This window comes from Neobacillus sp. SuZ13, assembly GCF_030123365.1.
GTDB lineage: Bacteria > Bacillota > Bacilli > Bacillales > Cytobacillaceae > Neobacillus.
This window is the reverse complement of record NZ_CP126107.1, coordinates 3,438,941-3,459,767: the sequence shown is the minus strand read 5'-3', so window position 1 is coordinate 3,459,767 and position 20,827 is coordinate 3,438,941. Positions and strand designations below refer to the sequence as shown.

At 39.9% G+C, this 20,827-nt stretch carries 23 protein-coding genes; 21 read left to right on the top strand and 2 right to left on the bottom strand.

Going from position 1 to position 20,827, the window contains the following annotated elements:
• The 11 genes from QNH17_RS17010 (at nucleotide 1) to QNH17_RS16960 (ending at nucleotide 6,299) form a co-directional block, all read left to right on the top strand.
• Nucleotides 1-747: a hypothetical protein gene (locus QNH17_RS17010; RefSeq protein ID WP_283873715.1), complete on the top strand. Its 747-nt coding sequence runs from the start codon at nucleotides 1-3 to the stop codon at nucleotides 745-747.
• Nucleotides 744-1,043, top strand: a complete 300-nt coding sequence (locus QNH17_RS17005) for a EutN/CcmL family microcompartment protein (protein ID WP_144548169.1) — start codon at nucleotides 744-746, stop codon at nucleotides 1,041-1,043. The genes QNH17_RS17010 and QNH17_RS17005 overlap by 4 nt, the downstream gene beginning before the upstream one ends.
• Nucleotides 1,044-1,045: 2 nt before the next feature.
• Nucleotides 1,046-2,479, top strand: a complete 1,434-nt coding sequence (locus QNH17_RS17000) for an aldehyde dehydrogenase family protein (RefSeq protein WP_283873713.1) — start codon at nucleotides 1,046-1,048, stop codon at nucleotides 2,477-2,479.
• A gap of 113 nt (nucleotides 2,480-2,592) precedes the next feature.
• Complete coding sequence (locus tag QNH17_RS16995; protein WP_283879529.1) at nucleotides 2,593-2,871, top strand: BMC domain-containing protein; 279 nt, start codon at nucleotides 2,593-2,595, stop codon at nucleotides 2,869-2,871.
• Nucleotides 2,872-2,882: 11 nt separating this feature from the next.
• On the top strand, nucleotides 2,883-3,722 hold the full coding sequence (gene tpiA / locus QNH17_RS16990) for a triose-phosphate isomerase (RefSeq protein ID WP_283873711.1): 840 nt from the start codon (nucleotides 2,883-2,885) through the stop codon (nucleotides 3,720-3,722).
• Nucleotides 3,719-4,177, top strand: a complete 459-nt coding sequence (gene rpiB / locus QNH17_RS16985; RefSeq protein WP_283873710.1) for a ribose 5-phosphate isomerase B — start codon at nucleotides 3,719-3,721, stop codon at nucleotides 4,175-4,177. The genes tpiA and rpiB overlap by 4 nt, the downstream gene beginning before the upstream one ends.
• A gap of 94 nt (nucleotides 4,178-4,271) precedes the next feature.
• The gene (locus QNH17_RS16980) at nucleotides 4,272-4,559 is read left to right on the top strand and encodes a EutN/CcmL family microcompartment protein (protein WP_283873709.1); all 288 of its coding nucleotides are present in this window, start codon (nucleotides 4,272-4,274) and stop codon (nucleotides 4,557-4,559) included.
• Nucleotides 4,560-4,835, top strand: coding sequence for a BMC domain-containing protein (locus QNH17_RS16975; RefSeq protein ID WP_026567441.1), 276 nt, complete (start codon nucleotides 4,560-4,562; stop codon nucleotides 4,833-4,835).
• The gene (locus QNH17_RS16970; RefSeq protein WP_283873708.1) at nucleotides 4,835-5,095 is read left to right on the top strand and encodes a EutN/CcmL family microcompartment protein; all 261 of its coding nucleotides are present in this window, start codon (nucleotides 4,835-4,837) and stop codon (nucleotides 5,093-5,095) included. The genes QNH17_RS16975 and QNH17_RS16970 overlap by 1 nt, the downstream gene beginning before the upstream one ends.
• Before the next feature lie 177 nt (nucleotides 5,096-5,272).
• Nucleotides 5,273-5,920 carry a deoxyribose-phosphate aldolase gene (gene deoC, locus QNH17_RS16965; RefSeq protein WP_283879528.1) on the top strand — a complete coding sequence of 216 codons (648 nt, stop codon included), beginning with the start codon at nucleotides 5,273-5,275 and terminating at the stop codon, nucleotides 5,918-5,920.
• A gap of 178 nt (nucleotides 5,921-6,098) precedes the next feature.
• Nucleotides 6,099-6,299, top strand: a complete 201-nt coding sequence (locus QNH17_RS16960) for a helix-turn-helix domain-containing protein (RefSeq protein ID WP_283873707.1) — start codon at nucleotides 6,099-6,101, stop codon at nucleotides 6,297-6,299.
• Between the two features lie 72 nt (nucleotides 6,300-6,371).
• On the opposite strand, the gene QNH17_RS16955 is transcribed toward QNH17_RS16960, so the two are convergent.
• Nucleotides 6,372-7,355, bottom strand: coding sequence for a hypothetical protein (locus tag QNH17_RS16955; RefSeq protein ID WP_283873706.1), 984 nt, complete (start codon nucleotides 7,353-7,355; stop codon nucleotides 6,372-6,374).
• A gap of 290 nt (nucleotides 7,356-7,645) precedes the next feature.
• On the opposite strand from QNH17_RS16955, the gene QNH17_RS16950 reads away from it, so the two are divergent.
• The 7 genes from QNH17_RS16950 to QNH17_RS16920 all read left to right on the top strand — a co-directional run bounded on the left by QNH17_RS16950 (nucleotide 7,646) and on the right by QNH17_RS16920 (nucleotide 17,855).
• On the top strand, nucleotides 7,646-9,889 hold the full coding sequence (locus QNH17_RS16950) for an AAA domain-containing protein (protein ID WP_283873705.1): 2,244 nt from the start codon (nucleotides 7,646-7,648) through the stop codon (nucleotides 9,887-9,889).
• A 127-nt stretch (nucleotides 9,890-10,016) separates the two neighbouring features.
• The gene (locus QNH17_RS16945) at nucleotides 10,017-10,814 is read left to right on the top strand and encodes a hypothetical protein (RefSeq protein WP_283873704.1); all 798 of its coding nucleotides are present in this window, start codon (nucleotides 10,017-10,019) and stop codon (nucleotides 10,812-10,814) included.
• A gap of 28 nt (nucleotides 10,815-10,842) precedes the next feature.
• The gene (locus QNH17_RS16940) at nucleotides 10,843-11,691 is read left to right on the top strand and encodes a DUF3307 domain-containing protein (protein WP_283873702.1); all 849 of its coding nucleotides are present in this window, start codon (nucleotides 10,843-10,845) and stop codon (nucleotides 11,689-11,691) included.
• A 208-nt stretch (nucleotides 11,692-11,899) separates the two neighbouring features.
• Nucleotides 11,900-12,511, top strand: a complete 612-nt coding sequence (locus tag QNH17_RS16935; protein ID WP_283873701.1) for an alpha/beta hydrolase — start codon at nucleotides 11,900-11,902, stop codon at nucleotides 12,509-12,511.
• Between the two features lie 560 nt (nucleotides 12,512-13,071).
• Nucleotides 13,072-14,184, top strand: coding sequence for a glutamate 5-kinase (gene proB, locus QNH17_RS16930; RefSeq protein ID WP_283873700.1), 1,113 nt, complete (start codon nucleotides 13,072-13,074; stop codon nucleotides 14,182-14,184).
• A gap of 6 nt (nucleotides 14,185-14,190) precedes the next feature.
• Entirely contained in the window at nucleotides 14,191-15,432 is a 1,242-nt protein-coding gene (locus tag QNH17_RS16925) for a glutamate-5-semialdehyde dehydrogenase (RefSeq protein ID WP_283873699.1), read from the top strand.
• A 140-nt stretch (nucleotides 15,433-15,572) separates the two neighbouring features.
• Nucleotides 15,573-17,855 carry an ATP-dependent DNA helicase gene (locus QNH17_RS16920; protein ID WP_283873697.1) on the top strand — a complete coding sequence of 761 codons (2,283 nt, stop codon included), beginning with the start codon at nucleotides 15,573-15,575 and terminating at the stop codon, nucleotides 17,853-17,855.
• A 59-nt stretch (nucleotides 17,856-17,914) separates the two neighbouring features.
• Here QNH17_RS16920 and QNH17_RS16915 read toward each other — a convergent pair whose 3' ends face one another.
• Nucleotides 17,915-18,205, bottom strand: coding sequence for a hypothetical protein (locus QNH17_RS16915; RefSeq protein ID WP_283873695.1), 291 nt, complete (start codon nucleotides 18,203-18,205; stop codon nucleotides 17,915-17,917).
• Nucleotides 18,206-18,497: 292 nt separating this feature from the next.
• Here QNH17_RS16915 and QNH17_RS16910 point away from each other — a divergent pair, with 292 nt between their 5' ends.
• Genes QNH17_RS16910 through QNH17_RS16900 form a run of 3 tightly spaced genes read left to right on the top strand, consistent with a single transcriptional unit; the run spans nucleotide 18,498 to nucleotide 20,809 of the window.
• Nucleotides 18,498-18,749: a FeoA family protein gene (locus QNH17_RS16910; protein WP_283873693.1), complete on the top strand. Its 252-nt coding sequence runs from the start codon at nucleotides 18,498-18,500 to the stop codon at nucleotides 18,747-18,749.
• On the top strand, nucleotides 18,742-19,461 hold the full coding sequence (locus QNH17_RS16905; protein WP_283873692.1) for a FeoB small GTPase domain-containing protein: 720 nt from the start codon (nucleotides 18,742-18,744) through the stop codon (nucleotides 19,459-19,461). Before QNH17_RS16910 ends, QNH17_RS16905 begins: the two co-directional genes overlap by 8 nt.
• Nucleotides 19,436-20,809: a nucleoside recognition domain-containing protein gene (locus QNH17_RS16900; protein WP_283873691.1), complete on the top strand. Its 1,374-nt coding sequence runs from the start codon at nucleotides 19,436-19,438 to the stop codon at nucleotides 20,807-20,809. The genes QNH17_RS16905 and QNH17_RS16900 overlap by 26 nt, the downstream gene beginning before the upstream one ends.
• The last annotated feature ends 18 nt before the right edge of the window (nucleotides 20,810-20,827 follow it).

Below are 20,827 nucleotides of genomic sequence, written 5' to 3'. Positions count from 1 at the left end.
GTGGATGTTAAAACGCAGGTTAAACTGCTTGTCCAGCAGGTAGTGGAAGCCTACCTAAAAGAGAAAATGGATCCGACGAAGAATGCTCCGATTGCGATTCTATTAGGCTATCATTCTTCTAATCCAAAGACTATTTTGGAAGCGGTTACTCCACTGGTTTATACATATAACGTAACGTGGCTAATAACGAAGGAATGGCTCCCTTTTCAAGGAGAAATGAAAGGGCTTTCTTACAAGTTAATAGAAGATTTGTCACAACAAGAAATGACAGTTCTAATTGATCAATCTTCTGTTCTCGTCATACCGCAAGCATCGTACGGATTGCTTTCAAAACTAGCCTTAACCTTAGATGATGAGGCAGCAGTGTGGGTGGCTATCCAATGTCAATTGCTAGGTAAACCGATTGTCATTGCCAATAACGGTGTTGAACCTAATGTTTACCAACAAATCCATGCCCCGCATACTGTCCAGGAACGGATCCAGACCTACATTAGAAAGATTCAGAAAGACCAGGTCAAGTGGGTGCCGCTCAGTAAATTGGTTAAAACAGTCGATGAGCAATATGCAGCCTACCAAGATAAGCAATCTCTCATTCTAGCAAAACATATAGAAAGAGCTTTTCAGGATGGGCTTAATGAAATTGAGATTCCTGAAAAAAGCCGGGTCACACCTTCAGCAAAAGATCTGGCAAGAGAACTAAAGATTCAAATTAAAACGATCAATTCCTCGAAAGGAGGGACGCTATGATCATTTGTAAAGTGGTTGGTTCAATAGTTTCCACCACAAAAGCAGAAAAATTAAAAGGGAAAAAATTGATGATTGTCCAGCCGCTGGATATGAAGAGCATCGAAGAGGACGGAAAACCGATCGTTGCCATTGATACAGTTGGCTCAGGTGTAGGCGAAGTGGTTTTACTTGTCAGCGGAAGTTCAGCAAGACAAACAGAAATAACAAACGGTGTCCCCGTTGACGCAGCAATCGTAGGGATTGTTGATCAAATTGAAATCCAAGGAACCTTAACCTTTAATAAAGGAGGGAATTGAATTTGCAAATAAATGAAACCGATATCAAAAAAATGGTTGAACAGGTCCTCAGTCAATTAAGTCAGAATCAATCAGAAATCACTGCTGAAACAAACACATCACAAAATGATGCTAAGTTAGGCGATGGCGTGTTTGAAACGGTTGATGAAGCAGCAGCAGCAGCTAGACTGGCCTGGGAAAAGCTTCGCAAACTCCCAGTATCAATCAGAGAAAAAATGATTGAGAACATACGAGCCGTCAGCCGTGAGCATGCCGTAGAGTTAGCACATCTTGCTGTCGAAGAAACAGGCTTAGGCAGAGTGGAAGATAAGATTGCGAAAATTCTCTTGGCGACGAATAAAACGCCTGGAATTGAAGATTTAGTCAGCACTGCTTATTCTGGTGATGATGGATTGACACTTGTTGAGTATGCACCGATTGGTGTATTTGGATCCATTACACCTTCAACCAATCCGGCAGCGACAGTCATCAATAATTCGATTTCGTTAATTGCCGCTGGAAATACGGTTGTTTATAATCCACATCCTAGTGCAAAACGTGTTTCGATTCAAACACTTCAGCTATTAAACCAAGCAATTGTCGCTGCGGGTGGACCTGAAAACACGCTTACATCTGTTGCGGCACCTAATCTTGAAACCTCGGCACAAGTCATGAACCATCCGCAGGTGAATGCGCTTGTGGTGACTGGAGGAGGACCTGTTGTTAAGGCTGCGATGGCGGTGGGTAAAAAGGTTATTGCAGCTGGTCCAGGAAATCCACCGGTTGTCGTAGATGAGACCGCTATTATTTCAAAGGCCGCAGCAGATATTGTTAAAGGGGCCAGCTTTGATAACAACGTATTATGCACAGCTGAAAAAGAAGTGTTCGTTGTTGATAAGGCAGCCAATGCCCTGAAGGCAGAAATGGTCAAAAACGGAGCAATTGAGCTTAAAGGCTTTCAATTTGAAAAACTGCTTGAGAAAGTACTTGTGAAAAAGAACGATATGTTTTATCCAAACCGAGACTTCATTGGTAAAGACGCATCTGTCATTTTACAAGCTGCTGGCATTCAGGCAAGCCCAAATGTTAAGTTAATTATCGCTGAAACCACTAAGGATCACCCATTGGTAATGACTGAAATGTTAATGCCGATCTTACCAATTGTCAGAGTGCCCGATGTGGATCGAGCGATAGAGCTTGCTGTTATTGCAGAGAAAGGCAATCGGCATACAGCGATTATGCACTCGCAAAATATTACGAACCTAACCAAGATGGCACAAGAAATTCAAGCAACGATTTTTGTGAAAAATGGACCATCAGTTTCCGGTTTAGGCTTTGAAAGTGAAGGCTTTACCACACTAACCATTGCTGGACCGACTGGGGAAGGATTAACTAGTGCGAAAACATTTACTCGTCAGCGCCGCTGCGTTTTAGTAGATGGATTAAGAATCATATAGTGAGGTGTTAGAATATGGCGAAAGCAAAAGAAGATAAAACAGTCACTTCACAAGAAGAGCAACTGAAAAATCAAGAAAAACAAAAATTAGAGATTACTAGAGGAGGAAATAAAATGAGTCAAGAAGCTTTAGGTATGATTGAAACAAAAGGTTTAGTAGGTGCCATTGAAGCAGCAGATGCGATGGTTAAAGCAGCCAACGTTGCATTAGTTGGCAGAGAATTAGTAGGTGCAGGCATCGTGACTGTGATGGTCCGTGGAGATGTAGGCGCAGTAAAAGCTGCTACTGAAGCAGGGGCGGAAGCTGCTCAGCGTGTAGGAACTCTTCTATCAGTACACGTGATTCCACGTCCTAACGGTGATGTAGAAGGTATTTTACCGAAAGCAGAATAAGGTGAATCTAAATGGAACAATCCATTGAAAGTTATATTAAAAATCTTGTCAGAGATGTCATTGGTCAAAATCTAGGCGGCTTGCAGCTCCAAAGTGATCGGCAAACCTATGTGATTGCTAATTGGAAGATGAACAAAAACCTAAATGAGACCGCTGAATTTTTTCAAAAAATAAACAGCAGTCATGACGTATCAGTCATTATATGTCCACCATCCCAGCTGCTATACCCGGCTCATTTATTGATCAAACAATCTGGAAAACCGATTGGATTGGGCGGGCAAAATGTTCACTGGGCCGATAAAGGGGCTTACACAGGTGAAACATCAGGCAATATGCTGAAGGATGTGGGCTGTGAATATGTCATAATTGGCCATTCAGAAAGAAGACAATATTCTTTTGAAGATGACGAGTTAGTGAACAAAAAAGCTTTGCATGCCATCAAGTCTGGACTTACCCCGATCATCTGTATTGGTGAAACATTAGGACAAAAGAACTCCATGCAAACCGAACAGGTTTTATCCAAGCAGATTTACGGTGCGTTGAAGGATATTGATTCAAGTCAATTTATTCTTGCATATGAACCGGTTTGGGCGATTAGAACAGGGCAGTCAGCTACTGCTGAATTAGCTCAAAAAACACACGCGTACATTCGTTCTGTTTTGAAACAAATACTGGGTCACAAGGCAGAAAGTATTTCGATTTTATATGGCGGGTCTGCGAATGATAGCAACGCTGCAGATTTCAGTGCGATGCCAGATATTGATGGTGTACTGGTTGGCGGTGCGAGCTTAAACGCTCACGTTTTTGATGCAATTATCAATGTATTTGCCAAAGGAGAACAAAATTCATGAAAAAAGTTGCGATCGGTTGCGACCATGGTGGATACGAACTAAAAGAAAAGTTAAAAGCCTATTTAACGGAATTAGGGTACGAATATTTAGATTTTGGCTGTAAGGCAAATGAATCTGTTGACTATCCAGATATCGCCTTTCTTGTAGGCGAGACGGTTGCTACGAATGATAACTACGTAGGCATTATGATTGATGGTGTCGGCATTGGCAGTGGGATGGTATTGAATAAAATACCAGGAGTACGTGGTGCTGTATGCTGGGACTTATCCTCTGTGATTAACAGTAAGGAGCATAATAATGCGAACGTTTTATCAATCGGCGGTCAATTTATTGGTGAAGGCCTTGCCAAGCAATTAGTAAAGACTTGGTTGGAAACGGAGTTTGCCGGGGGCCGCCATGATCGCCGAGTGACGAAAATTATGGAAATCGAAAGTCGTTTTTTGGTGCGGAATTAGTACCGAAAGATTCACAATCGCTGATAAAAAGTTTAGAGAGAAAAATAGGAGTGTTTAACTCAGAGTTATATAGAAAAAAAGGCGGGTTCGAATAATGTTTGTAGCCAAAGTGATTGGAAATATGGTCTGTACACATAAAAATGAGAATTTAGTAGGTTTAAAGCTCCTGATTGTCCAACCAGTAGATGATCAATTAAAAGATAAAGGCAAACCACTTGTGGCTATAGATACGATTGGACAATCAGGAGAAGGAGATCTTGTTTACTTAGCAAAAAGCAGGGAATCATCCTTACCGCTTAATAAAGAGTTGGTTCCATCAGATGCTGGAATCTTAGGGATCATCGACTACTATAATGTGACTAATCGAATGGAGGAAATATAAATGAGCAACGCATTAGGAATGATCGAAACTAAAGGTTTAGTAGGGGCAATTGAAGCAGCGGATGCCATGACAAAAGCAGCAAATGTTACATTACTTGGTAAAGTAAATGTTGGCGGCGGATTAGTTTGTGTCATGGTTCGCGGTGACGTTGGTGCGGTTAAGGCAGCAACTGAAGCAGGTGCGGACGCAGCACAGCGTGTCGGCGAATTCTTATCTGTTCACGTGATTCCAAGACCACATTCAGACATCGAGAAAATTCTTCCTGTTGCAAAATAATGAAACTAGCAAAAGTGGTTGGAAATGTCGTATCAACGATTAAAACAACGAGCCATCAAAATAAAAAGCTCATGGTTGTTATCCCTGTGGACGCATCAGGTAAGGAATTTGGGGATGCTATGATTGCCTTCGATCGTTTTTCAGCAGGGGTTGGTGATTATGTCCTGATCCTTGAAGAAGGTGGATCGGCAAGAGACATCTTAGAAGACCCAAACGGTTCTTTTGATGCGGTCATTGCCGGAATAGTTGATCGATTATAATAATGTGAGGTGAGAAAGATGCAAATTGAAGCATTGGTAGAACAAATTACGAATCAAATTATGCAGCAATTAACGAATAAAGAAGCGTTGAAAGAAGTTAAGCCTGCTGCTTCTGGAAACGTGACTTACAAAGAAGGATCATCATCAAATATTATTACAGGCCCATCTGTGGCTCGGATGATTGACCATACACTTTTAAAGCCTGAAGCATCCAAAGACCAAATTGTAAAGCTCTGTGAAGAAGCAAAAGAACATAAATTTGCCACTGTTTGTGTGAATCCTTACTGGGTTGCAACAGCTGCCAAAGAGTTAAAAGGTTCTGGAGTTGGAATTACCACCGTTGTCGGATTTCCACTTGGAGCAACTAGCACATTTGTTAAGAGTGCAGAAACACGTGACGCGATTGCAAATGGAGCCACTGAAATTGACATGGTTATAAATATTGGCGCCCTAAAATCTGGCGACTTTGAGACAGTGAAAAAAGACATTGAAGGTGTTGTATTAGCGGCGAATGGTCATGCACCAGTAAAAGTCATTATTGAAACAGGCCTACTTGAAATCGAAGAAAAGAAAAAAGCTTGTATTCTCGCAAAAATGGCTGGAGCAGCCTTCGTGAAAACATCGACAGGATTTGGTCCTGGCTGTGCAACAGTTGAAGACATTAAGCTTATGCGTGAAGCCGTCGGTCCAGACTTGGGTGTTAAAGCCTCTGCCTGCGTGAGAGATTTAGATACTGCAAGAAAGCTAATCCAAGCCGGCGCAACAAGAATTGGTGCAAGTTCTAGTATTGCGATTATTACGGGCGGCCAAGGTACTGGTTATTAATAGGATATTTATCCAGTGGCTATGTTGAAATTCGAGTATTTCAAGTTGCTTTAATTGTTCTTGGAATACTCAGATTTCTTTTTTTCTTCTACTATTAAAAGTGTTGAAAATATTTAAGTAGTTTAATATATAATCAAATCAGCAAAATGAAATCGCTTACATAATGAGGAGGCTTACTATGAACCATATTGGACATCAACTTAAGAAAATGAGATTAAATCGTGAAATTGAAATAGAAAAATTAGCTTTGCTTTCAGGATTAACTGCCGGAACAATTGCAGCGATAGAAGAAGGCGAACTCGATGTTCAGGTTTCCACGTTAGCGAAAATTTCTGATGTCTTGAATTGCTCCTTCTCCATTGGTGACGTTTCGATCTAATACCTATTCAAAATCGCCTTTTGGCGATTTTTTTATTAATTAAAAAAGACCAATTTGGTCTTTTTTGGGGTGTTATCTATTTCTTCTCCTCCGAGGTCTAAAACGGAATTCATCACTACTTTCGGGTTCAAAATAATTATTCACAACTGGAGCAGCATCAATATATCTATATTTCACTTTTTGGGGGGTATCATTGGCTTCCTCAGCCTCATTTACCGCCTCTGCAACCATCACTTCATTAATTGGTTCTGGTTGATCTTCCTCAGCATTTACAATTTCATATAAGATAACTTCAACTTCATTATTTAGAGTTTCTTCAACATCAGTACTAAAAGTTCTACCTGCATTAGTAATAGGTTCATCTTGAAATTCATTATTTAGAGTTTCTTCAACATCAGTACTAAAAGTTCTACCTGCATTAGTAATAGATTCATCTTGAAATTCATTATTTAGAGCCCCTAAATCAGTACTAAAAGTTCTCAAAGTATTATTTATTGGTCTAACTTCTGCTACTGGCTCTTGTGTTTCATCAATTACCTCAATTTCTTCAACCATATCTTCAACCATTTCCTCACCAGCATCATTATTTTCATCTTCACTACTTAAATCCAATTCAATATCATCAGTTAATTCATCTAATTCTATTTCATCAGTTACTTCATCAATTTCAACATTTTCAAATAAAGATTGTTGTTTTACTTTCTCTATTTTTCCAAGAGCAATTGTTCTCATTACTGCAATACTAATTATTTCATCCATTAGAGCAGCGAATTGCTCGAATTCTACATTATTTTCTCCGCTGTTTTGAATGACATTTAGAAAATCCTGATGAAACAGATTAAATTCTTGTTTGAATTGCTCGCGGTTCATATCTCGGAAAGAAACCCCTCTAATCCGAATAAATCCATAAATTAATTTACTCAATACTTTTGTAACTGCTTGTAATTCTTCTTGGCTTAAATCAGGATCATTCCTTAAAAAATAATGGGCATCCCGTAAGGCTTGATAATAACTCTTAAAATTCCGGCTTATTTCTAAGAAATCTAAATTACTCATTAGAAATATCCCTCCATATCAGATTAATGTATAATATTTGGAATCAGCACAAATTTTCCTTTTTTATTGGCTGTGTTAAACTTGTCTGTTGATTTCCGTTCCAGGCACTTGCTTTCCGCGGGCGTGCCGGGGAGCCTCCTCGTCGCTATGCTCCTGCGGGGTCTCCCCTGCCCCGTACTCCCGCAGGAGTCTTCGTGCCTTCCCCTCCAATCAACAGAGCACTAAAATCAACATAAATCTTAAACACAGCCCTTTTTATTAAGGATATGCATCTAGAAGGGATTATTCTAATGAAGGTTATAAATTTTATTAAAGAATGGCAGAAAGCGTTACAGAATGAAATCGTCCATTTAAAAAAATATGGCAGCAATAAATTTCTAGTTTCCAATGGAAGGCTGCTTTCCACTGAAGGTTCCTATACTTATTATTTTGATACGGCAATATCTATCCGAATTCCTATTGGTTCTCAGGGTCGACTAGAGTGGGGGAGTATGAAACAGAGCGGTCGAGTACTTTCTTCTGAAGGGAAGGGAGTTATGCTTGCCATGGAACAATCATTTGGAGATTTAATTCACGAAGCACAGCTTTTTCATGATCCATGGGAATTACTTGAACAGCTCATTGAACGGCTGGACGAAATGAAAAAAAATAAGCAAAAACGAATCCGAGTGAAAAGATTGATGGACCCCTCCATGCCTGCTAAACATCCGGTTGAAAAAAGTAAAAGCAATGTCCATGAACTCGTTTTGCGTTCCAAGTATAACCCTGTTACCTTCGTTTGGGGTCCTCCTGGAACAGGGAAAACCTATACTTTGGCCCGAGTAGCCGCAAATAAGTATTTCCAGGAAAAGAAAGTGTTAATTTTATCACATAGTAATCAAGCGGTTGATGTCCTCATTCATGAGATATCAGCCTTTATTCAAAAGAAAGGCCGTTTTCGTGAGGGAGATGTGCTCCGATATGGCTTCAATGCAGGCGAACAGTTTGCCAATCATGAAGCAGTGACCACTAGTCAACTCCTTCAGAAAGAAGATCCTCGGCTAGTAGAAGAGAAGGAACTGTTACTAACGGAAAGACGTAATTTAAAGCAAGATATCGCCCATTCTTTTAGTAAAAGAGACACGAATCAGTTGCTTGAACTAGAAACTAAAATTGCCAGAGTTCTTGAAAAAATCCGCCAAAAAGAGCTTGAATTTATTAAGGATGCGTACATCGTGGGGTCAACACTTGCCAAAGCGGCGGGTGATGCAGCTATTTATGAAAAAGAATTTGACCTTGTCATCCTGGATGAAGCCAGTATGGCATATGTCCCTCAAGCTGCTTTTGCTGCGACGCTCGGAAAGCGAGTGATTATTTGTGGTGATTTTAAACAGTTACCACCGATTGCCTCCTCTCGTGATCCATTAGTTACCTTGTGGTTAAAAGAAGATATCTTCCATCGCGCTGGTGTGGTCGACTGGGTTCGCGATGGAATGCTGCATCCCCACCTTTTTTTATTAAAAGAGCAACGGAGAATGCATCCGGATATCTCTTCCTTCACGAATCAGTATATTTACCACTCGCTTGTCGGGGACCATGAAAGTGTTCTAAAAAGTAGAAAACCAATCGTCGAACTTACACCCTTTCAAGGAATGGCCTCTGTTCTTCTTGATACAAGTCACTCAGGGGTATATGGCATGACAGAAAAGGCATCGAATTCACGCATGAATATATGGCATGTATTATTGTCCTTTCAATTAATTCATGAGTCGTACGTGGCTGGGGCTCGTTCGATTGGTTATGTAACACCATACCGCGCGCAAGCAAATTTAATGGAGTTACTGCTTGCAGATTTATATGAAAAGGAGCGATCAACCGCTGATATTATTGCTGCGACCGTGCACAGATTTCAAGGCAGTGAACGTGATGTCATGATTTTTGACACGGTGGACAGTGAACCGCAAACACGGGCAGGTATGCTTCTAACTGGTAAGGATAGTGAACGATTGATCAACGTGGCCATTACCCGAACAAAAGGAAAGTTCATTCATGTCAGCGATCAATCATTTATTCGAAAACATGTGTATAATGGTAAAACACTTCGGCAGCTAGTGGAACATCAAGGGCGTAAGCAGCAAACAATCGGAACCAAGGATATTGGCAAATGGATAAAAAATCAGCAGCCAAGATTAAAGTGGATGCATGCACGTAATTTAGAGAAAGTATTCAGGGATATCCAATTTGCAAAAAAGTCAATTATTCTTTCTTTACCGGACCAAACAGTCCTTTCTGAACAATGGAAGGAACAACTGAAAAAAAGGAGCCCGACTGTAAAATTAACAGTTTTGGCGGGGGAATCGTGGGAAAATCTGCATCCCAATCAGTTATTGAATATTAGCTTGCCGTTTCCATTTATTATGGTAGATGAGCAGTTGTTATGGCTTGGTTTGCCATTAGAGGCTGCAAGAGGAGTCCGTCCCCCTTATATTGCGGTTAGGCTCCATTCGGAGAGAGTATGTGAGTATTTACTAGGACAGTTCCAAACACTGGAGTAATCGTTTCGTAGGAATACAAGGTAAAGTTTCGCTAAATGATCTAATAGAAAAGTAGTTTGACAATATAATCTAACTTAATTAAAATTAGATTATATGATCTAACTATTTTGTTTGAAGGGGATAATGAATGAATGTTCCGATATCGATTTTTATTCTTGATGTAAGTAATTCTTCCACCCCAGAAATGGGGGAGAAACTTACTGTTTACCTGGATGAAGTGGTGGATTGGATTACTTGTTGGACAGAGGAACTTGGACCGATCCAAATAAAGCATCGTGCGGGAGATGAAATTATTTTTGTAGGCCCTGGATATTCAACAGCGTATACGCTTGCCTTTTTTGTAAGCAGGGTGTGGAAATACAAGAAGCATATGCCTTATTTCGGCTTGGCCTTTGGGGATATTGACAAAGAAGTGAAGGAAGTGGATCTGGAAAAATGGATCCATCCATTGGTCAAACAAGCAAGGTATGCAAATGATTTAATTAAACAAGAAAAAAACAGAATGCTCTTTAAGTTCGAATTGGATCAATTCTATCCAAATGAATCAAATGATTCTTTACCGTATCACCAGTTCAGAAATGAATTTGAGACACTGATTAATGCATTAATACATTTGCAGTTGAAATTCATTCAGAATCAAACGGAGATTCAGGAAATCGTCTGTACCCTCTTCCTTATTTTAAAACAGCAAAAAGGGATTGCAAAGATTCTTGGCAGAACAGCCCCGACGATTTCGAGCCATTTTAAGAAGGGAAATAGTGAAGAAATCCTAGATACATTTTCAAAAGTAATTAGTATACTACATTCATTACAAGAAAAAGCGTATCCGGAAAGTGCTATTCATCCAGCAATTTCAAATGAAAACCTTACAACAAGCATCCGGACTCATTTGCAGACAATCTTAAAAACACTTATTGATACTTAAGTTTCAGCCTATAGAGAGAGGAGAAACCATGTTATTTTTCAGTCTAGTTCTTGCCCACTTCATTGCTGATTTTTATTTACAAACAGATGACATGGTCATAGAAAAAAGAAAGAATTTATGGCAACATGTAAGCCACCATCTTTTGACGTCTGGTTTTGTTTTAATTGGATTCTGGATTCTCAACTATAATTTTGAGAACATCTTTATATACCTGATCATCCCTTTGATTGGTATTGTGGCAGCACACCTTATTGTGGATTGGTTAAAGATTATCCTGCTTGAAAAATTGAAAATGGCGAACGAAGAAAACATGAAACGGCTCGGCTACTTTGTTTTAGATCAGGTCCTGCATCTAGGTGTGATTCTTTTAACATGTATATGCTGCTTTCAGTTTGATATTGAAGGGTTCGTTCAACAGAAAGAAGGATTAAGCTTTATTGATTCTGTTCTGTTTTTTATCATTATTGTTATCCTCGCAACAACGGTAAGCGGACATATGATCAAGATCCTCCTCGGTTCCCTGCCCAATCAACTATTGACCTTCGAGGGGAAATATTCGTTTAAAAATGAACGGAATGAAGCTGAATTTATCCGTAGGGGTAAAAAAGGATTAACAGAGGAATACCATTATACAATTTTCAGTAAGCATGATCTTTCACGAGGGAAACTAATTGGCTATATTGAGAGATTACTAGTATTATTGTTAACATTTTATAGTGCCTATCCAGCGATTGGATTTATTGTCGCGGCCAAATCGATTGCCCGGTTTAAACAAATGGATGACAGGGACTGGGCAGAATATTTTTTATTGGGAACACTAACTTCTATGTTTCTTGGAATTACCTTTGGGATTTTGTTGAAAACCGTCCTAACATAGGTGTTATAGAAAGAAAAGCATCCAGTGGGTGCTTTTGTTTTTTATACTATGAATCAAAAAGGTTGACGAGAAACTCATATAGTATTACTATTATCTCATATTCGAGATAATTGAATTGAAGAGATTAAATAAACTTTTTTGATTAGGAAATGACCAAGTTTCTAACAATACTATAAGGGACTTTTTTGTTTGAAGAAAGGAGACAAATATGATGAAGCATATTTTTCAAAAAGGGAAAGACGCAACCAAACCAACATTTTTATTGCTGCATGGGACGGGCGGAACGGAGTTAGATTTAATTCCACTTGCAGGTAAAATTGATGAGGATGCTTCTTTTTTAAGTGTGCGTGGAAATGTCCTTGAAAATGGGATGCCGCGTTTTTTTCGAAGATTAGCTGAAGGGATTTTTGATGAAGAGGATCTTATATTTCGTACAAAAGAATTGTTTGAATTCCTAGACGAAGCCTCACAAACTTATGAATTTGATCGAAAAAATGTTATCGCAATTGGATATTCCAATGGTGCGAATATCGCTGCGAGTTTGCTGTTCCATTACCAGGATGCCTTAAAAGGAGCCATTCTCCATCATCCAATGGTTCCATTAAGAGGGATTGAATTGCCAGATTTATCTGGGGTAAACGTCTTTATTGGCGCAGGAACTAATGATCCAATTTGTTCGCCTCTGGAATCAGGCGACTTAGAAAAGATGCTGGAAAATGCAAATGCCAAAGTTAATCTTCACTGGGAGCATAATGGACACCAATTAAGCTATAGTGAAGTCGAAGCTGCAGCCACCTGGTATAAACAAATCAATAAATAAGATTGACATTTGAGCTATCCGGATAACATTCGGTTAGCTTTTTATTTTAAAAATTTAAACTATTCTATTGACTTTTTATCATTTTCTGAGGATAATCAAAGAAATTATAAATCGAAAAACAGTTTGGGATTAGTAAATCTTTGGAACGTGTTAGAGAGTGAAACCCACCGGCTGAAAGGTTTCTCACGGAAAAAAGTTTGAACCTGCCCTCACATACACTGCTTATGCAAACATAAGCCGTCACCCTCGTTACGGGTCCAAAGTGGGTGCATGGCATCAATAAAGGTGGTACCGCGGAAACGACTTTCCGTCCTTTTTATAAGGACAGAAGAGTCGTTTTTTTTATTTTAAGGCTGTGTTAATAGTTAACGTTTATTTTGGCACTCTGTTAACCTTCGTTCCAGGCACGAAGACTCCTGCGGGAGAACGGGGCAGGGGAGACCCCGCAGGAGCAAAGCGACGAGGAGGCTCCCCGGCTCGCCCGCGAACCGCTCGTGCCTGAAACGGAAATCAACAGACAAGTTTAACACAGCCTATTTTAAAAGAAGGGTTAGAGGGAAATGAAAAAACAGTTGGTGGTTGTAAAAATTGGGAGCAGTTCACTTACGAATGCCTCAGGGACAATTTCTGAAGAAAAAATACGTGACCATGTTGAGGCACTTGCTTTTTTAAAAGAACAAGGGCATGATGTTCTACTTATTTCATCTGGAGCTGTTGCCGCGGGATTTGGCTCACTTGGTTATCCCGCACGTCCCAAAACTGTTTCAGGGAAACAGGCAGCGGCTGCTGTTGGTCAAGGACTTTTGATGCAACAGTATATTCAGTTGTTTAACGAGTTTAGTATCGTACCGGCCCAAATCCTATTAACACGTGAAGACTTTTATAGCCAGGTCCGGTTTCATAACCTCTTTAATACGATTCAGGAGTTACTCCAAAAAGGTGTGATCCCGATTATTAATGAAAATGATTCGGTGGCGATTGAAGAATTAACTTTCGGTGACAACGATATGTTGTCTGCTCTCGTAAGTGGCTTTTTACATGCCAATGCACTGATGATCTTAACTGATGTGAATGGTTTATATGATGGCAATCCAAAAACGTCTAAGGAAGCTAAGAAATATCATTTTATTCCTGAAATATCTGAAAACCTCCTTGGAGTTGCCGGAGAAGCCGGCTCTGCAGTAGGAACGGGCGGAATGAAGTCAAAATTACTAGCTTCAAAAAAAGCTCTTTCCCTTGGTGTCAGTGTCTTTGTTGGCACAGGTAAGGGAAAGGAAAAACTGGTTGATATTTTAGCTGGTAAAGGCGATGGGACGTACATTGGCGGCCCTTTCCAAACGCAAATGCAAATGAGAAAGCAATGGATCGCCTACCACTCACAGGTCGGCGGGGTAATCGAGATTGATGATGGGGCAGTGAATGCAGTGTTGTTTCAAGGGAAAAGTCTACTTCCTGTGGGAGTGACGAATGTAATAGGAGACTTTAATGCCTTAGATGTGGTCGTGGTCCGCAATCAAAAAGGGAGAATCGTCGGGAAAGGACAAAGCTACTATTCTTCTAAGAATCTACAAAAAGTAAAAGGCTTGCCAAGTGAACAATCCAAAGATTATTCGATTAACAAAAAAGCAGAAGTGATCCATCGTGATAATTGGGTTACCATGCCAAAGGAGTGAAATTGAATGAGTGAATTATTAGTAAAAGCCAGCAAATTAAAAAATGCTTCTAAACAATTGGGAATGCTGTCAACTGAAGACAAAAATGCAGCGTTATTAAAGATGGCGGATCATTTATTGACAGAGAAAGAGTGGTTAATCGCCGAAAACGCCAAGGATATTAAAGCAGGAAAAGAAAATGGATTCTCAGAATCACTTTTGGATCGGCTTCTTTTAACGGAAGACAGAATTGAACAGATTGTCGATGGAGTACGACAGTTGGTAGATTTGAAGGATCCCATTGGCGAAACGATTGAATCATGGGAGCGTCCGAATGGGTTACAAATCGAAACGATTCGAGTTCCGCTTGGGGTCATTGGAATGGTGTATGAAGCGCGCCCTAATGTTACCGTTGATGCAGGTAGTCTGTGCTTAAAAGCTGGAAACGCTGTTCTTTTAAGAGGAAGCACTTCGGCAATCCATTCCAATAAAGCGCTTGTTCATGTCATGCAGAGGGCACTTGCTGAAACGGCCATTCCTGCTGATGCTGTTCAGCTCTTGGAGGACACGAGCCGTGAAACAGCCGCTGAAATGTTTAAATTGAATGAATATCTCGATGTTCTTATTCCTCGCGGTGGAGCAGGGTTAATTCAATCGGTCGTTCAAAATGCGACGGTTCCGGTTTTGGAGACAGGCGTAGGCAATTGTCATGTATTCATTGATGAAACCGCTAAAGAAAATATGGCTATCGACATCGCGATCAATGCAAAATTACATCGGCCATCAGTATGTAATGCAGCGGAAACCGTGCTAATTCACGAAAAATGGCCATATGCTGAAAAATTATTACATTCACTTCATGACCGGGGAGTGGAACTGCGTGGGGATGAAGTTCTAACAGCTGCCTATCCCTTTGTAAAGCAGGCCGCGGAAGAGGATTGGAAAAATGAATTTTTAGCACCAGTTCTGGCCATACGACTGGTGAATGATGTGAAGGAAGCGATTGATCATATTGATCTATATGGAACGAAACATTCCGAGGCCATCATCAGTGAAAATGTTGACAATGTTCGTTTGTTCTTTCAGGCAGTTGATGCAGCAGTATTATATCATAATGCATCCACCCGATTTACCGATGGCGAGCAATTTGGCTATGGGGCAGAAATTGGTATTAGTACGCAAAAGCTTCATGCCCGTGGACCAATGGGCCTCCGTGCGTTAACAACTACGAAAGCGATTGTCCGTGGTACTGGACAAATTCGCTCATAATGATTCTCATAGAAAACAGGTAAGGATGTCGGTTCGTCCTTACCTTTTTTTATTGATGGGTGGAAACTATTCAAAGAGGAAGAAAAACTGGTATAATAAAAGCGAACATACATTCTCATTTAAAGTAAGTTGGTGAATTAATGGCAGATGCTATTCAAATATCAGTAAGAACGCTTGTGGAACATGTTTATAGATGCGGTAGTATCGATTCTCGTTTCCGGTCACCATCAACGATGCTAGATGGAACAAGGATTCATCAAATGATTCAGAAAACGTATGGAGAATTTGATAAGAAAGAAGTATACCTCCGTGCAGAAGTCAAGGCAGGAGACCTTTCCTTTATTATAGATGGCAGGTGTGATGGGCTGTTGTTTCGTGATGAAGAGGTGGTCATCGATGAAATCAAATCCTTTTCGCTAGCTTCGGAGCAGATCCAACAGGGCGGCTATCCCGTGCACTGGGCACAAGGGAAACTGTATGCTTTTATGTATGCGAAGGACAATGATTTACAGAAGATCACTGTTCAACTTACCTATGTCCAGGTTGATACGCTAGAGAAGATATTCTTCCAAAAAAGATACCACATATCAGAACTTGAAGCCTTTCTGGAATATGTAATGAAGGACTATTCCCCTTACGCAAACCTTCTTGCCAATCACCGAAAAAAGCGAAATGAGAGCTGTAAAGAGCTTACCTTCCCGTTTGAATCATACCGTGAGGGGCAACGGAAATTAGCTGGGGGGGTCTATAAGTCGATCTTCGATAAGAAAAATCTGTTTGCGAAAGCGCCAACGGGCATAGGAAAAACAATCTCGACACTTTTTCCATCTGTAAAAGCCATTGGAGAAGGGCATTTGGACAAAGTTTTCTATCTTACGGCTAAAACGATTACCCGTACAGCGGCCGAAGAGGCTTTTAAGAACATGCGATCTTGCGGTCTTTGTATGAGCACGGTTACGATAACAGCTAAAGATAAAGTTTGTTTTAAGGATGAGACCAATTGTCAAAAGGATTATTGTGAATTCGCAAATGGTTATTATGACCGAATCAATGATGCGATACTTGATATCTTATCTAATGAAACGGGCATGACTCGAGAAATAATCGAAATTTACGCCAAAAAACACACAGTTTGCCCGTTTGAATTTTCGCTTGACCTTGCTTATGTGGTCGATGGCATCATCTGCGATTACAATTATGTATTTGACCCGCGTGTCTCCTTAAAGCGGTTGTTGGAAGAGCAAAAGAAGTCTACTGCCCTATTGGTTGACGAGGCCCACAATCTTGTCGACCGCGGACGGGAGATGTTTTCATCAAGTCTAAACAAAGAGGTATTTCTACAATTGAAAAAGGAATATAAAGGTGTAAATAAATCCCTATTTGAAGCAGCAAGTAAGCTTAATGCCTGGTTTCTTTCACTGAAAAAAGGAAATCCAGATAAGCATGAGTTCTCGCTTGAACAATTGGATGAAGAATTGCTTGATACCCTTATTCAATTTGTAGAAATTACCGAACAAGTGCTTCCTTTAGAATCTTCACCAACTCTTTTGGAAACGTACTTTATCGTCAATAATTTTTTGAAAATCAATGAGTTTCTTGATGAACATTATGTCATTTACGTAGAAAAAGTGAAAAATGATCTCATAGTAAAGCTTTTTTGCATTGATCCTTCTAAGCTGCTTCATCAAATGGGAAAGGGATATCGAGCGAAGATCTTCTTTTCAGCAACACTTTCGCCATTAAACTTTTATCAAGATCTGCTCGGCGGGCAGGAGGATGATTATGTGCTATCCATCCCTTCGCCATTTTCAAGTGATCAGGTCGATGTCTATATTCATCCATTGTCCACACGCTACCGTGATCGAGAGCGGACGAAGGAAACGATCGCAGCAGGAATTCAATCATTGATAAAAAAGCGGCCTGGGAATTATTTTATCTTTTTTCCATCCTATCAGTATTTATTAGCTGTTTATGAGCAATTCAAGCAACAGGATGAAGAAACGAAAACAATCATTCAAGAAGCTGGGATGACTGAACCGGAAAGAGAAGCCTTTTTGGAAGCCTTTAAACCGAATCAAACGGAAACATTACTGGGATTCGCGGTCCTTGGAGGGATATTTTCGGAGGGGGTTGATTTGATTGGCGATCGCTTAAATGGGGTAGTGGTTATTGGTGTAGGCTTGCCGCAACTATGTTTTGAACGGAATCTCATTAAAGATCATTTTAATCAACAAAACAAAAATGGTTATGACTATGCCTATGTATATCCTGGTATGAACAAGGTACTACAAGCTGGGGGAAGGTTAATTCGTTCAGAAGAAGACCTTGGAACAATCGTGTTGATTGATGATCGGTTCTTAAAACATCAATACCAACAACTCCTGCCGCCGGAATGGCAGCAGTTTACGGTTGGGTCACCTTAAATACAAAAATTCCCAAGAGAAAACCCTTATGGAATCTGTCCATAAGGGTTGATGTGGTTTTAAATGAAAAATGTTCCAGATACCATAAAGCTAAACAGTGTCCCAAGGATTAATCCTGTGGCTGCAAAAAAAGTAAGGATCGCACCGTGGACTTGACTGCGTTCACAAAAAGTCATGATGCCCATAAATACAGCCCCAACTCCAAACAAGAGCGGCATGAAGACAAGCGATATGGCGAAGAATAACCAACCCAAAATTACATAAGTCAATCCTTTCTTTTTTCTAGTAGAAGATACATCCGGTTGGAAGGTTACACTCCCGCAGCTTTGACAAATATTGGAGTTAATCACCTCGTAGGATCCTCCTGAAGAATCAAACATTTTATTCACCTCAATCCATATTTTAAAAAAACTGAATATTACGAAAAATTAACTCTAGATTAACATATTTTGTTAAAAATTCAAGTGATATTGATTACATTCTTGAATAAAAATGGTTTTTTTTCCTTTTTTTAGATAAAGGCACAGTTTCCAACACAGAAATAATAATTATTTTTGCTAAATAGGAGACATTTTTAGAATTTTTACATATAATTAAAGAAAAGTTGCACAAGGTAAAAACTTTGAAGGTGGGGAAAGAGAGATGGATAACCCTAAAATTATCAAACTTGTGAATGGTCAAAAAGGAAATTTAATAAAAATAACTGATATAAATCTAGAGGGTGTCATGAGAAGAAGATTATTAGATTTAGGTTTTGTGAATGGAGCGCTCGTAGAGGTGATCCGGAAAAGTCCATTGGGAGATCCGATTGCTTTCCGTGTTAGTCAAACAACGATCGCACTACGAAGAGAGGAAAGCTCGAAAATAGAGGGGGAGCTGGTATCTTATGAGTAATGAATATCGAATTGCCTTAGCTGGAAATCCGAATACTGGGAAAAGCACCTTGTTCAATGCCTTAACCGGCCTCAGACAACATACAGGTAATTGGGCAGGAAAAACCGTTTCACTTGCACACGGGACTGTTCAGCATAAAGATAAAACGTTTAATCTTATTGACCTTCCTGGCACCTACTCACTTTTCTCGAATTCAACGGATGAAGAAGTGGCTCGAAATTATATCGTTTTTGAAAAACCAGATGTGACGGTTGTGGTATTAGATGCGACTTCATTAGAACGTAATTTAAATCTAGCGTTGCAGGTATTAGAGATGACAACAAATGTTATCATTTGTATCAATTTAATTGATGTTGCGGAAGAACAAGGAATTCAGATTAATGAGCGATTGTTGACCAATCGGTTGGGGGTTCCCGTCATCAAGATTTCTGCCAGGAACAAAAAGGGATTCCCTATGCTCTTAGATACCATTGATCGCATTGTGACAGGGGTGATTGAATGCAACCCGGTTCAGGTGTCCTATCCTGCGGAGATCGAAGCTATGATTAAAAAAATTGAACCTAAAGTACGTGAATTTGTTGGAGATCAATTATCCTCTCGTTGGGTTTCTTTGAGATTGCTAGATGGAGATGAATCATTACTGAATGAAATTAGTAACCGATTGGTTGCAGGAGGTGGTTTAGAGAATGAGTATTCAAAAGCTTTATGCTGAAGTTCAGGAGCTGTCGACACCAAAGCTGAGAGATGACATTGTTCAAAACCTTTACGATCGCAGTCATAAATTATGTCATGAAGGAATTACCTATACACAATCAAAAAGGGATACTCGAACCGAAAAACTGGATGCGGTTTTTACTTCACCGATTTTTGGTTTTCCTATCATGATTACTATGTTAGGAGTTCTATTTTATTTAACAATCGCTGGAGCAAATATCCCATCCTCCATGTTAGCTGAGTTTTTTGGATTCTTAGAGGGGTATATTACATCATTTTTTACCTTCCTGCATGCACCTGATTGGTTACACGGAGTCCTAGTTCTCGGTTTATACCGAGGAACGACATGGGTGATTAGTGTTATGCTCCCGCCGATGGCGATCTTTTTTCCAACATTTGCATTATTAGAGAATTATGGTTATCTTCCAAGGGTAGCCTTTAACATGGATCGGCTCTTTAAAAGGGTAGGTGCCCATGGGAAGCAATCATTAACAATGGCGATGGGATTTGGCTGTAATGCGGCAGCGGTTATTTCAACAAGGATTATTGAATCACCAAGAGAACGGATGTTGGCCATCCTTACAAACAACTTTGTTCCATGTAATGGCCGATGGGGAACTTTAATTGTTTTAGCATCGTTATTCATGGCTGCCAATTTTACAGGTGGGGCAGCATCACTTATTACTACAGGGGTCGTTGTCGGTATTGTTTTATTTGGTATAGTGGTTACCTTTTTTGTTTCTTGGGTTCTGTCGAAAACGGCCTTAAAAGGAGTACCAACTCATTACACATTAGAACTACCGCCTTACCGTAAACCGAAGATATTTGATACCGTGATTCGCTCATCTTTAACAAAGTCTTGGTCTGTATTAGTTCGCGCCGTTAAAGTTGCTGCACCTGCAGCGATTTTAACTTGGGTAATCGCAAATATTTATATTGGTGATACAAGTATTTTGATGTATATGGTTGAATTCTTGGACCCATTTGGTAAAATGCTAGGTCTTGACGGTTACATCATGTTGGCATTTATTCTAGGATTACCTGCAAACGAAATTGTTCTTCCAATCCTTTTGATGGGTTATTTATCAACCGGGTCATTGACAGAAGTCGATAATTTAGTAGATTTAAAGCAAATCTTCCTAGATCATGGCTGGACGTGGCTTACAGCATTGAATATGATGTTGTTTTCACTGCTACATTATCCTTGCGGTACGACCTTGCTTAATATTTATAAAGAAACGAAGAGTAAGAAATGGACCTTTCTTGCTTTCTTGATTCCGACGGTTATCGCGATTCTTGTTCCACTCATAATCACACAAACAGTTAGATATTTTGGCCTTCTATAATTACAATGGTAAAAGGGA

Coding starts and splice junctions, on each gene's coding strand:
- QNH17_RS16940 (WP_283873702.1), top strand. CDS start 10,843: ATGTTATTTTTCAGTCTAGTTCTTGCCCACTTCATTGCTGATTTTTAT.
- QNH17_RS16905 (WP_283873692.1), top strand. CDS start 18,742: ATGAGTAATGAATATCGAATTGCCTTAGCTGGAAATCCGAATACTGGG.
- QNH17_RS16995 (WP_283879529.1), top strand. CDS start 2,593: ATGAGTCAAGAAGCTTTAGGTATGATTGAAACAAAAGGTTTAGTAGGT.
- deoC (WP_283879528.1), top strand. CDS start 5,273: ATGATTGACCATACACTTTTAAAGCCTGAAGCATCCAAAGACCAAATT.
- QNH17_RS16960 (WP_283873707.1), top strand. CDS start 6,099: ATGAACCATATTGGACATCAACTTAAGAAAATGAGATTAAATCGTGAA.
- QNH17_RS16975 (WP_026567441.1), top strand. CDS start 4,560: ATGAGCAACGCATTAGGAATGATCGAAACTAAAGGTTTAGTAGGGGCA.
- QNH17_RS16920 (WP_283873697.1), top strand. CDS start 15,573: ATGGCAGATGCTATTCAAATATCAGTAAGAACGCTTGTGGAACATGTT.
- proB (WP_283873700.1), top strand. CDS start 13,072: ATGAAAAAACAGTTGGTGGTTGTAAAAATTGGGAGCAGTTCACTTACG.
- QNH17_RS17005 (WP_144548169.1), top strand. CDS start 744: ATGATCATTTGTAAAGTGGTTGGTTCAATAGTTTCCACCACAAAAGCA.
- QNH17_RS16955 (WP_283873706.1), bottom strand. CDS start 7,355: ATGAGTAATTTAGATTTCTTAGAAATAAGCCGGAATTTTAAGAGTTAT.
- QNH17_RS16945 (WP_283873704.1), top strand. CDS start 10,017: ATGAATGTTCCGATATCGATTTTTATTCTTGATGTAAGTAATTCTTCC.
- QNH17_RS16925 (WP_283873699.1), top strand. CDS start 14,191: ATGAGTGAATTATTAGTAAAAGCCAGCAAATTAAAAAATGCTTCTAAA.
- QNH17_RS16935 (WP_283873701.1), top strand. CDS start 11,900: ATGATGAAGCATATTTTTCAAAAAGGGAAAGACGCAACCAAACCAACA.
- QNH17_RS16970 (WP_283873708.1), top strand. CDS start 4,835: ATGAAACTAGCAAAAGTGGTTGGAAATGTCGTATCAACGATTAAAACA.
- QNH17_RS16900 (WP_283873691.1), top strand. CDS start 19,436: ATGAGTATTCAAAAGCTTTATGCTGAAGTTCAGGAGCTGTCGACACCA.
- rpiB (WP_283873710.1), top strand. CDS start 3,719: ATGAAAAAAGTTGCGATCGGTTGCGACCATGGTGGATACGAACTAAAA.
- QNH17_RS16980 (WP_283873709.1), top strand. CDS start 4,272: ATGTTTGTAGCCAAAGTGATTGGAAATATGGTCTGTACACATAAAAAT.
- QNH17_RS16950 (WP_283873705.1), top strand. CDS start 7,646: ATGAAGGTTATAAATTTTATTAAAGAATGGCAGAAAGCGTTACAGAAT.
- QNH17_RS16910 (WP_283873693.1), top strand. CDS start 18,498: ATGGATAACCCTAAAATTATCAAACTTGTGAATGGTCAAAAAGGAAAT.
- tpiA (WP_283873711.1), top strand. CDS start 2,883: ATGGAACAATCCATTGAAAGTTATATTAAAAATCTTGTCAGAGATGTC.